The 11,271-nt window shown below is 32.8% G+C and carries 13 protein-coding genes and 1 other RNA gene; all 14 read left to right on the forward strand.

Annotated elements, in window-relative coordinates; translation table 11 throughout:
- Positions 1-59 precede the first annotated feature (59 nt).
- The 14 genes from KEC48_RS02030 to cotE all read left to right on the forward strand — a co-directional run bounded on the left by KEC48_RS02030 (position 60) and on the right by cotE (position 11,190).
- Positions 60-392 (forward strand): DivIVA domain-containing protein, encoded by a 333-nt coding sequence (locus tag KEC48_RS02030; protein WP_087357954.1) that lies wholly within the window; start codon positions 60-62, stop codon positions 390-392.
- 40 nt (positions 393-432) lie between these two features.
- Positions 433-748: RNase P RNA component class B (rnpB, locus tag KEC48_RS02035), an RNA gene on the forward strand.
- 206 nt (positions 749-954) lie between these two features.
- A complete protein-coding gene (locus tag KEC48_RS02040) occupies positions 955-1,887 on the forward strand; it encodes a helix-turn-helix domain-containing protein (protein ID WP_087357928.1) in 933 nt (310 codons plus the stop codon).
- A 1-nt stretch (position 1,888) separates the two neighbouring features.
- On the forward strand, positions 1,889-2,482 hold the full coding sequence (gene pgsA, locus KEC48_RS02045; RefSeq protein ID WP_211964046.1) for a CDP-diacylglycerol--glycerol-3-phosphate 3-phosphatidyltransferase: 594 nt from the start codon (positions 1,889-1,891) through the stop codon (positions 2,480-2,482).
- 1 nt (position 2,483) lies between these two features.
- Complete coding sequence (locus KEC48_RS02050; RefSeq protein ID WP_087357930.1) at positions 2,484-2,939, forward strand: CinA family protein; 456 nt, start codon at positions 2,484-2,486, stop codon at positions 2,937-2,939.
- A gap of 44 nt (positions 2,940-2,983) precedes the next feature.
- Positions 2,984-4,024, forward strand: a complete 1,041-nt coding sequence (gene recA / locus KEC48_RS02055) for a recombinase RecA (protein ID WP_211964047.1) — start codon at positions 2,984-2,986, stop codon at positions 4,022-4,024.
- Positions 4,025-4,170: 146 nt separating this feature from the next.
- A complete protein-coding gene (rny, locus tag KEC48_RS02060; protein ID WP_087357932.1) occupies positions 4,171-5,724 on the forward strand; it encodes a ribonuclease Y in 1,554 nt (517 codons plus the stop codon).
- A gap of 42 nt (positions 5,725-5,766) precedes the next feature.
- A complete protein-coding gene (locus tag KEC48_RS02065; RefSeq protein ID WP_211964048.1) occupies positions 5,767-6,549 on the forward strand; it encodes a TIGR00282 family metallophosphoesterase in 783 nt (260 codons plus the stop codon).
- Positions 6,550-6,596: 47 nt separating this feature from the next.
- Positions 6,597-6,857, forward strand: a complete 261-nt coding sequence (locus tag KEC48_RS02070) for a stage V sporulation protein S (RefSeq protein WP_211964053.1) — start codon at positions 6,597-6,599, stop codon at positions 6,855-6,857.
- Between the two features lie 62 nt (positions 6,858-6,919).
- Positions 6,920-7,165, forward strand: coding sequence for a hypothetical protein (locus KEC48_RS02075; RefSeq protein WP_205089026.1), 246 nt, complete (start codon positions 6,920-6,922; stop codon positions 7,163-7,165).
- Positions 7,166-7,243: 78 nt separating this feature from the next.
- The gene (gene miaB / locus KEC48_RS02080; RefSeq protein ID WP_211964054.1) at positions 7,244-8,686 is read left to right on the forward strand and encodes a tRNA (N6-isopentenyl adenosine(37)-C2)-methylthiotransferase MiaB; all 1,443 of its coding nucleotides are present in this window, start codon (positions 7,244-7,246) and stop codon (positions 8,684-8,686) included.
- Positions 8,670-9,014 carry a YlbF family regulator gene (locus KEC48_RS02085; RefSeq protein ID WP_211964055.1) on the forward strand — a complete coding sequence of 115 codons (345 nt, stop codon included), beginning with the start codon at positions 8,670-8,672 and terminating at the stop codon, positions 9,012-9,014. The genes miaB and KEC48_RS02085 overlap by 17 nt, the downstream gene beginning before the upstream one ends.
- Positions 9,015-9,080: 66 nt before the next feature.
- Positions 9,081-10,589: an IMP dehydrogenase gene (locus tag KEC48_RS02090; protein WP_087357938.1), complete on the forward strand. Its 1,509-nt coding sequence runs from the start codon at positions 9,081-9,083 to the stop codon at positions 10,587-10,589.
- Between the two features lie 94 nt (positions 10,590-10,683).
- Positions 10,684-11,190 carry an outer spore coat protein CotE gene (cotE, locus tag KEC48_RS02095; RefSeq protein WP_087357939.1) on the forward strand — a complete coding sequence of 169 codons (507 nt, stop codon included), beginning with the start codon at positions 10,684-10,686 and terminating at the stop codon, positions 11,188-11,190.
- The last annotated feature ends 81 nt before the right edge of the window (positions 11,191-11,271 follow it).

Below are 11,271 nucleotides of genomic sequence, written 5' to 3' on the forward strand. Positions count from 1 at the left end.
AAATATCTTGCATTTATAATTATTTTTTGTGAAAATATGGTGGAGGAAAGGTGATGTATATGGCAAATAAAATACAATTAAGTCCAAAGAAAATTTTAAATAAACATTTTCAAATAGATTTTAAAGGTTATAGTGCTACAGAAGTGGATTATTTTTTAGACACAGTTGTAGAAGATTATGAAACATTTGCAAAAATGTTGAATGAATCTTATGAACAGATTGAAAATCTTCAAAAAGAAAATGAAGCTTTAAAAATGAAAATGGCAAATATGGAAAGAGAACATATGATTCAACAGGATAATTTACGTTCAATGGAAGAAAATCTTTCTTCAAATGTGGATTTATTGAAAAGAATATCAAATTTGGAAAAAGAAGTTTATAAAAATAAATAATGATTGCTTTTTGATATGTTTTTGAGTAAAATAGTTATGCTCATGAGAACCGATTGCTAGAAATAGAGGAAAGTCCGGGCATCCACAATCTGTGATGATTGTAGTGTTTGTACTGCATCTAATAAATGCAGGTAGCTTGGCTAACGACAGACCTAAGACCTAAACCGTCAGGCATGGTTGATAAGTCATAAAGTGCCACAGAAACAATGTCTTTTGAAAAAAAGAGTGAAAAGAGGTAAACTCTGCAAGGATGAAACCCAAATTTTGGTAGGGGAGCTTCATGAAAGGAAACGAACGGACATGAAGATGCAATGCATAGATAAATAATCGGTTGAAAAACAGAACTCGGCTTATCAGAATGAGCATTTTTTGGTCGATAGAAATGTCGACTTTTTTTCTATTTGAAAGAAAAAAATCATGAAATGTATAGTGATTTGTGAAAAATTCATAACTTGTTCATAAATTCATAAAATAATAGTGTTGGTATTGTAAAACGTGATATTTTATGGTTTAATATGATTATTATTGAAGGGACATTTTCTGGAAATAAGGAGGTATTTTTTTGGATAATTTAGGTGAAAAGATTCGTCAAACAAGAGAAAGCAAGAAAATGACGATTGAAGATTTATCAGCAAAGACAAAAATTTCAGTAGCTGTTTTAAGAGATATAGAAAAGGGAAAGTTTGATCGCTATAAAGGGGATGAAGCTTATGTGAAAATGTATTTAAAGAAAATTTCACAGGCTTTAGATATGGATAGTGAACAATTGACAGAACAGTATATAGAACTAACAAGAGAAATTGAACTGGAAGATTTAAAAGAGAAGGAAATGCTTGAAGAACATAATGAAGAAATTGTGAAAAAAGGAAAAAAATTTTCTTTTAAAGCACCTCAATTAACTAGAAAACCTTCTGTTTATGAAGATAAGTCACATGTGACAATTATTCGTGCCGCTATTATTCTTGTTTTGGTATGTCTAGTCATTGTTGTAATCTGGTTTGGTTTTTATGCAACACGTTCAAAGACAGAAGAACCAGCGAAGCCAGAAAATCAGTTAACAGTAGAAGGAGAGGTTGACCCAGTACCAGATACATCTTCTCCAGATACATCTGGTGATAATCAGAACACAACAGAAGAAACTGTTCAGTTTACAAGAAATGACTTTTTGGATTATAGTTTTGTGTTACCTGCAGATGCGACAACTTTCACATTAAAGATTGAATATAATGCACCATGCTGGGCACAGATGAGAGTCAATGATGAAATTTATGATCAGTTTGTCTCAAAAATTTATCATGAAAATGAAGATGGTGACACAGAAGTTGTTGAATTGACTTTTGATGTGAATGATTTTGAAAGTTTAGATTTACGTAATGGTAATAATCGAGGACATCGTTACTATATTAATAATCAGGAAGTTCCATTGACTGATGAAGATAAAAATACAAATCAGGATCGTCCTGTTGATGTAATTTTGACATTAGAGAAGGAATAACATGAATTTACCCAATAAATTAACAACAATTCGTTTAGTGAGTGTCCCATTATTTATTATTGTTTATTTAATACCTTATCAATCTTTAGGAATTCAAATACCTGTTTTTCATATATTATCCTCATCATTATCATTATTGGATATAGTCTTATTTTTCATTTTTGCTTTATCAGCATTGACAGATTATTTTGATGGTTATATTGCACGTAAATATCATCTGATTACAACTTTTGGAAAGTTTATTGATCCAATTGCTGATAAACTGATTGTCAATACAGCATTATTATTATTAGCGTCATCTCAGGATATCCATATCATTATTCCTATTATTATGATTTCCAGAGATACGATTGTTGATGCTATTCGTCTGGTTGCCAGTCAGAAAAATATTGTTCTGGCTGCCAGTTATTTAGGTAAAGCGAAAACAATGACACAGATGATTGCGATTTGTTTATTATTGTTGAATAATGTTGTTTTTGCAGGATTGCATATCCCAATGGATCAGATCATGATCTGGATAGCAACGCTGATTTCATTTGTGAGTGGTGTGGATTATTTTATGAAGAATCGTCAATATATTTTGGAGAGTATGTAGAATGGAAGAATTAGCACAGTTATTAATGCAAAGACAGATTTCTATTAGTAGTGTGGAAAGTTTTACTGTTGGTGGTTTTGCTAAAGCGATTGGAAGTATCAGTGGTATTTCTGCAGTTTATCGAGGAACTTTAGTGAGTTATCAGACACGTATTAAAAGAGATGTTTTGCATATTGATGAAAAAGTTATCAATCAATTTGGAGTTGTTTCTCAAGAAGTGGCAGGTTTAATGGCCATTCAAGGACAAAAGCTTTTTGATTGTGATTTATGTATTTCGTTTACTGGAAATGCTGGACCATCTGCAATGGAGGGAAAACCAGTCGGTTTAATTTATATTGGAATTGCTTATCAGGAGCATATTCATACATTTTGTTATCATCTTTCTGGAAGTCGTGATGATATTCAAAAACAGGCTATTTTGTTAGGAATTGAAAAAATTTTAGAAATTTTGAAGTAATTTCTCAAAAATGTGTTGTATATAAATAGTAGGAGGAATATTTTATGGCAGAAAAGAAAGTGAAAAAAACGGAATCAGTTGATGAAAAAAAGGATAAAGCATTGACTGATGCCATTCATTTGATTGAAAAACAATTTGGTAAAGGTTCTATTATGAAACTGGGTGATCGTGTGGCTGTAGATATTGATGTCATTCCAACAGGATCACTGACTTTGGATGCGGCACTGGGAATAGGGGGCTATCCTAAAGGACGTATCATTGAAATCTATGGACCAGAATCAAGTGGGAAAACAACATTAACATTACATGCGATTGCAGAAGTTCAAAAACAGGGTGGACGTGCAGCTTTTATTGATGCTGAACATGCTATTGATCCAGTTTATGCGAAAAATCTCGGTGTAGATGTTGATGAGCTGATTTTATCACAGCCAGATAGTGGTGAACAGGGATTGGCCATTGCTGAAACATTGGTAAAAAGTAATGCGATTGATCTGGTTGTTGTCGATTCAGTAGCAGCTCTGGTTCCACAGGTCGAACTTGATGGTGAAATGGGTGATAATTCGGTAGGCTTACAGGCACGTATGATGTCTAAGGCTATGCGTCGTTTATCTGGATTGATGAATAAAACATCTTGTACGATTATTTTTATTAATCAGTTAAGAGAAAAAATTGGTGTGATGTATGGGAATCCAGAAACAACAACAGGAGGTCGTGCTTTAAAATTTTATGCTTCTGTACGTATTGAAATCAGACGTAGTGAAGCCATTAAAAATGGTAGTGAAATTATCGGAAATAAGGTCAATATTAAAGTTGTGAAAAACAAAGTATCACCACCTTTTAAAACAACATCGGTCGATATTATTTATGGGAAAGGGATTGCCAGAGATGGGGAAATCATTGATTTGGCAGTAGCTCATAATATTATTGATAAATCTGGAGCGTGGTATGCTTATCAAGGTGAAAAGATTGGTCAAGGAAGGGAAAATGTTAAAATTTTCTTAGCTGAGCATCCGGATATTATGTCTGAAATTGAAGAAAAAATTAAAACACAGATATTTGCATCTCAAGAAGATGAGTCAATATAATTTCTATATTGGCTTTTTTTGTTGTCTAATGGGTGAACATGCAATCTTTTGATATTTTATTGTCAATTTCACAAAAATACGATATAATGTTATATGTGCGTTATGCACAAATAGAAATTTGTCATAGGAAATAGGAGGAAAAGATTATGGATGAAAACCTTCTTACTATTGTTACCTATGTTCTTTGTGTCGCTTTGGGATTTGGTTTATATTTTCTTTTAACAAAATTAGGTATTTCAAAAGCTCATGGAGATGCCACAAAAATTGTTGAAGAAGCGAATTCTAAAGCAGATAATATTGTCAAAGAAGCTATTCTTGATGCAAAAACACAGGCTTATGAATATAAGCTGGAAGCAGAAAAAGAAATCAAGGAACAGCGCTTAGAAGTTACTAAATTTGAAAACAAGCTATTGCAGCGAGAACAAAATATTGATCGTAGAGATATTGCTTTACAGGGTAGAGAAGATGTTTTGGAAGAAAAAGCAGAGCAATTAGAAAAGAAAAGTGAAGAACTAGGGAAATTAGAAGCTCAATTGAAGAATCAGATCGATGAAAAGATTTCAGAATTAGAGAAGATTGCAGCAATGAGCGCTAATGAAGCAAAGGAAGAATTATTTAAACAAGTTGAACAAAAAATGTCTAAAGAAGTCACAGCTTATATTAAGGAGCAGGAAGATGAAGCCAAGTCTAAAGCTTCGCTTTATGCTAAAGATATTATTGCAGCGGCTATTAATCGTTATTCACAAGAAGAAACGATTGAAAGAACGGTTAATGTTGTGGCTTTGCCAAGCGAAGAAATGAAAGGACGTATTATTGGACGAGAAGGAAGAAATATCAAGGCTATTGAAAATGCAACAGGGGTTGAATTGATTATTGATGATACACCGGAAGCTATTACTATTTCATGTTTTGATCCAATTCGTCGTGAAATTGCACGTCTATCATTAGAAACTTTGATTCGTGATGGAAGAATTCAACCTGGACGTATTGAAGAAGTTGTTCAAAAAACAAAAAATGAATTGCGTGAAGTGATTCAAAAAACAGGTGAAGATGCTATTTTTGAATTGGGATTATCGCGTGTTCATAAAGAAATTGTGATGTTGATTGGAAAGCTGAAATATCGTACAAGCTATGGGCAAAATGCTTTACAGCATTCTTTAGAAGTTGCACATTTTGCCGGTATGATGGCAGCAGAACTGGGCTTAAATCAACAACTGGCAAGACGTGCTGGTTTATTACATGATATCGGGAAAGCCATTGATCATGAAATGGAAGGGAGTCATGTAGAATTAGGTGTCAAATTTGCTAAAAAATATGGTGAAAATGCGACTGTTGTTAATGCGATTGAATCACATCATGGTGATGTAGAACCAACGAGCGTGATTTCGATTTTAGTGGCTGCTGCTGATACATTATCTGCTGCCAGACCGGGAAGTCGCAGTGAAACGATTGAAAATTATATTCAACGTCTTGAAAAACTGGAAGAAATTTCAAAAGGTTTTGATGGTGTTGATAAGGTCTTTGCGATACAGGCAGGACGTGAAATTCGTGTTATTGTCAAGCCAGATCAGGTTGATGATTTGATGAGCCATCAGCTGGCAAGAGATATTAAAGATAAAATTGAAAATGAATTAACATATCCTGGTCATATCAAAGTGACTGTTATTCGTGAAGTCCGTGCAAATGAAATTGCCAAATAGAAGATAGGGGAACCTATCTTTTTTTAGAAAGTAGGAGAGAACATGAACATTCTTTTTATTGGTGATGTTTTTTCTTCAATTGGTCGAGAGATGATTGAGCGTTATTTACCAATATTGAAGGAAAAATATCATATTGATATTGTTATAGCAAATGTAGAAAACGCAACTCATGGAAAAGGTTTGATCAAAAAGCATTATCATGATTTTTTGTTTCAAGGTATTTCTTTGATGACAATGGGAAATCATACTTTTGCGAAAAAAGAGTTATTTGATTATATTGATGAAGCAGATCGTTTGATTGTGCCTTATAATCAGCCAAAGGCTTTACCCGGTGTCGGCAGCCGAGTTATCCTTTGTAAAAATCGTCAGATCAGAGTGACAAATTTACTGGGGATTACTTTTATGGATGGGAAATCACAAAATCCTTTTGAAGCCATTGATGAAGTTTTAGACAATGATCAAAGTGATATACATATTGTTGATTTTCATGCAGAAGCAACAAGTGAAAAGGTTGCTTTAGGATATTATCTGGATGGAAAGGTATCAGCTGTTCTAGGAACACATACGCATGTTACAACAGCAGATGAAAAGATTTTGCCAAAAGGAACAGCTTTTCAATGCGATGTTGGGATGACGGGACCTTATCATAGTGCTATTGGCTGTGATGTCGAGAGTATTATTAAACGTATGAAAATGGGAATTATGACTCCATTTCAGATTGCTGAAAGTGAAGGACAGTTATGTGCAACTCTGTTAAAATTTAACGAAAAAAATCAATGTACTCATATTCAAAGAATTTGTATTGATCCAAATCATTCCATATAAGTATATTTTTCCTCCTTGTTCATATATTAAAGCAGGGAGGAATTTTTATGGAAATGATGAGAGTATCGTCAACTTCTCAACCAAGCAAGGTTGCAGGAGCATTAACGAGTTTATTAAGAGAGCATCAAAAGGTTCAAATTCAGGTGATTGGAGCAGCTGCTTTGAATCAGGCAATGAAGGCCATTGCGATTTCAAGAGGGTATATTGCTCCAAGTGGTTATGAACTTTATTGTATCCCTTCGTTCTATGATTTGATGATTGATGAGCAGGTGATTACATCATTAAGATTAAATGTGGAAATGAAATGAAAAGGCTTTATTTTTTTTATGAAAGTGTTATAATAGAAATGTGAAAACAAGGAGGAAATATTATGGCAAAATGTAAATTATTAATGTCTACTGCTCAAGTTCAAAAATTAATTGATTTTTTTGATGGGTATGAAGATGATAAAGTAAAATGTAAATTTGTGAAGAAAACAGGAATCAAAGCTGAAATTGAATGTGAAACAGAATTAAGCCCTGATGAAGCTGCTTCTTATTGTAAAGGATTATTTAAGAAAACACCTGAAGGTGGAGTTTTATACTTCTCAATTCAACCAGATGGATTCTTTGGATAAAAAATAAGGACAATGTCCTTATTTTTTTCTTTTCTATTTTGATTTATTTGATATAATAGAGCAGAAAGTGGTGAGAAAATGAAAGATTATAGTCAATATTTTAAAGGTCCATCTTTAAAAGATGCCAAACATAGAGGAAAAGATGAAATTCATCATATTAAAGATGCTTATGAAATTCCTGCAGATATGCTAGGAATAGGAAAAGGACAAAAATATTTTATTCAGACATATGGATGTCAAGCTAATGAAAGAGATAGTGAAACATTGGCTGGAATTTTAGAAAGTTTAGGATATAGTCCAACAGATGAAATCAAAGATGCTCAAGTTGTTTTATTAAATACTTGTGCGATTAGAGAAAATGCTGAAGAAAAAGTTTTTGGAAAAATTGGTTATTTGAAAAAAGTCAAAAGAACAAATCCAAATATTATTTTTGGTATATGTGGATGTATGGCACAGGAAGAAGTTGTTGTACAAAAGATTTTAGAGAAACATCCACAAGTTGATTTGATTTTTGGAACACACAATATTCATCGCTTGCCAGTTCTTTTAAAACAAGCTATGTTAGATAAGGAAATGGTTTTAGAAGTCTGGTCAAAAGAAGGTGATGTGATTGAAAATTTACCAAGTCATCGTGCACATCCTTATAAGGCATGGGTTAATATTATGTATGGCTGCAATAAGTTTTGTACATACTGTATTGTTCCTTATACACGTGGTAAAGAAAGATCTCGTTTAAAAGAAGAAATATTAGATGAAGTCAAAGAATTGAAAGACAATGGATATCAGGAAATCACTTTGCTGGGTCAAAATGTCAATTCTTATGGTAAAGATTTTCATAATGATTATGATTTTGCTTCTTTACTAGAAGATGTAGCCAAAACAGGAATTCCACGTATTCGTTTTACAACGAGTCATCCTTGGGATTTTAGCGATGCTATGATTAATGTCATTGCTCGTTATGATAATATCATGCCAGCTATTCATTTACCTGTTCAATCTGGAAATAGTGAAGTTTTAAAACGTATGGGAAGAAGATATACAAGAGAAGATTATCTCACTCTGTTTGATAAAATCAAGACAAAGATTCCTGATTGTACGATAACAACAGATATTATTGTTGGTTTCCCAGGTGAAACGGATGCTCAGTTTGAAGATACACTTTCATTATATGAGTATTGTGAATATGACTTGGCTTATACTTTTATCTATTCTCCACGTGCAGGAACACCAGCTGCAAAAATGGAAGATGATATTGATATTCATACCAAAGAACAGCGTTTATATCGTTTAAATGATTTGGTCAATGAAAAAGCTTTAAAACAAAATCAAAAATATTTGAATGAGGTTGTGGAAGTTCTGGTGGAAGGGACTTCTAAAAGAGATGATCAAATGTTGACAGGATATACAAAACATCAAAAATTAATTAATTTTAAAGGGAATCCTCAACATATTGGACAAATTGTTCCCGTACGTGTTACGGAAGTGAAAACTTGGGCTTTAAAAGGTGAAGAAATTGAATAAAGATGTTTATGAAAAAGCAATGGCTTTGCATCAATGGATTATGGAACAGGAAGTTGTACAGGAATATCAAAAATATGAACATCAGATGAGCAGTCATCAAGAATTAAAGGACTTGGAAGAAACATTGAAACAATTACAACAAAAAATTGTTCAAGCTAAGCATACACAGCTTGATTGTCATGAACTGATTCAAGAATATGAAGTGAAGAAGAAAGCTTTTGATCAACATCCTCTTGTTTATAATTATTTGATTTTAAAAGAAGAAGTGAATACATTATTACATCAGATTCAAGATGATATTAATTTAGAATTGAAGAAAAAGAGTTGACGAAATCATGAAAACTCTATATAATTTCTTCAATAAATGACAATATAAGGGAAAAGGAGAAAGATTATGGCATATTTTTTTGAAGAACCATCACATACATTTAATGAATATTTATTAGTACCTGGATACTCAAGTGCTCAGTGTCAACCTAAAAATGTAAGTTTAAAAACACCGTTAGTAAAATTTAAAAAAGGTGAAGAACCAGCATTATCATTGAATATTCCACTTGTATCAGCAATTATGCAATCTGTATCAAATGATACAATGGCGATTGCGTTAGCCAGAGAAGGTGGTGTTTCATTTATCTATGGTTCACAAACTGTAGAGGCACAAGCTGAAATGGTAAGAAAAGTCAAAAATTATAAAGCAGGATTTGTTCCAAGTGATTCTAACATTGCTCCTGATCAGACATTACAGGATGTTATTGCTTTAAAAGAAAAAACTGGACATTCTACAATGGCTGTGACAGAAGATGGAACACCTAATGGAAAATTAGTAGGAATTGTAACTGGTAGAGATTATCGTATTTCTCGTATGTCTTTAGATACAAAAGTTTCTGAATTTATGACACCTTTTGAAAAACTTATCACTGCCAAAAGTGGTGTTTCATTGAAAGAAGCCAATGATATTATTTGGGATAACAAATTAAATGCTTTACCTATTATTGATGATCAACAAAAATTAGAGTACTTTGTCTTTAGAAAAGATTATGAATCAAGAAAATCTAATCCTAATGAATTATTAGATGATTCAAAAAGATATGTTGTAGGAGCTGGAATTAATACAAGAGATTATGCAACACGTGTTCCAGCATTGGTAGAAGCTGGTGCTGATGTTTTATGTATTGATTCAAGTGAAGGATTTAGTGAATGGCAAAAATTAACAATTGAATGGATTCGTGAACACTATGGTGATAGTGTAAAAGTTGGGGCTGGAAACGTTGTAGATGCAGAAGGATTTAGATTCTTAGCTGAATGTGGTGCTGACTTTGTCAAAATTGGTATTGGTGGTGGTTCTATTTGTATCACCAGAGAACAAAAAGGAATTGGTCGAGGACAAGCGACAGCTACGATTGAAGTTGCAAAAGCCAGAGATGAATACTTTAAAGAAACTGGTATTTATGTTCCAATCTGTAGCGATGGAGGAATTGTTCATGATTATCATATGACTTTAGCGTTGGCTATGGGTTCTGATTTTATCATGTTAGGAAGATATTTCTCACGTTTTGATGAATCGCCAACAAATAAAGTCAATATTAATGGACAATATATGAAAGAATACTGGGGTGAAGGAAGTGCCCGTGCTAGAAACTGGCAACGTTATGATTTAGGAGGAGATGCTAAACTTTCATTTGAAGAAGGTGTCGATTCTTATGTTCCATATGCTGGGCCTTTAAAAGATAATGTTGGTTTAACTCTTGCTAAAATTAAATCAACAATGTGTAACTGTGGTGCTTTAACAATTCCAGAATTGCAACAAAAAGCTAAAATTACACTTGTTTCTTCAACAAGTATTGTTGAAGGTGGTGCACATGATGTTGTGTTAAAAGACTCAACACCATCACATAATCAATAAGATACTTCTTAGGAGGTATCTTTTTTATATTTATGACAAAGAAAAAAGAGTGGTAATTTAGGAAATTTATCATATAGTATAGAGAGGTGGATTTATGAGTCATAATATTAGAGAAATCTATACGAAGGCGATTGTCGCTAAAGGGAAAAAGCTATCAAGGATTACGTATAATTTTACATTGAATCACTTTCCTGATGATATACTGGGGTGCTGGATTACCAACCATCATTATGAGGCAGTTATTAAAAATAAAATTCCAAAAATGATAGGAACTTTTGATGTTCATATCTGGTATAGTTATCATGATGAAATGGATTCGATAGTTGAAAAACATCAAGTGACTTATATTGATGATATGCAAGTGACAAAAAAAGAAGATCGTGAATTTGAAAACAGTGATCAGGTGAAAGGAAGATGCTTGAATAAACCAAAATGTTTATCAGCATCACATAATGGAAAAGATGTAACTATGGAGATTGAAAAAGAAATGCAAATTGAAATTAGTGGAGAAACATGTATTAAAGTGGAAGTCAAAGATGAAGAAGAAATATGGGATGATCTGGAGGATATTGAAATTAACCCACATTTCATTAAAAGCTGATGGAAGATGCTTTTTGCATCTTTTTTTAATGGTGAAATCTTTTCATTATTTTACAAAATATGCTATAATGTTAAAGTTATA

Origin of the sequence: Clostridium sp. C1 (assembly GCF_018223625.1) — a bacterium.
Lineage (GTDB): Bacteria > Bacillota_I > Bacilli_A > Erysipelotrichales > Coprobacillaceae > Allocoprobacillus.

Coding starts and splice junctions, on each gene's coding strand:
- recA (WP_211964047.1), top strand. CDS start 2,984: ATGGCAGAAAAGAAAGTGAAAAAAACGGAATCAGTTGATGAAAAAAAG.
- cotE (WP_087357939.1), top strand. CDS start 10,684: ATGAGTCATAATATTAGAGAAATCTATACGAAGGCGATTGTCGCTAAA.
- KEC48_RS02070 (WP_211964053.1), top strand. CDS start 6,597: ATGGAAATGATGAGAGTATCGTCAACTTCTCAACCAAGCAAGGTTGCA.
- KEC48_RS02030 (WP_087357954.1), top strand. CDS start 60: ATGGCAAATAAAATACAATTAAGTCCAAAGAAAATTTTAAATAAACAT.
- pgsA (WP_211964046.1), top strand. CDS start 1,889: ATGAATTTACCCAATAAATTAACAACAATTCGTTTAGTGAGTGTCCCA.
- miaB (WP_211964054.1), top strand. CDS start 7,244: ATGAAAGATTATAGTCAATATTTTAAAGGTCCATCTTTAAAAGATGCC.
- KEC48_RS02090 (WP_087357938.1), top strand. CDS start 9,081: ATGGCATATTTTTTTGAAGAACCATCACATACATTTAATGAATATTTA.
- KEC48_RS02050 (WP_087357930.1), top strand. CDS start 2,484: ATGGAAGAATTAGCACAGTTATTAATGCAAAGACAGATTTCTATTAGT.
- KEC48_RS02065 (WP_211964048.1), top strand. CDS start 5,767: ATGAACATTCTTTTTATTGGTGATGTTTTTTCTTCAATTGGTCGAGAG.
- KEC48_RS02075 (WP_205089026.1), top strand. CDS start 6,920: ATGGCAAAATGTAAATTATTAATGTCTACTGCTCAAGTTCAAAAATTA.
- rny (WP_087357932.1), top strand. CDS start 4,171: ATGGATGAAAACCTTCTTACTATTGTTACCTATGTTCTTTGTGTCGCT.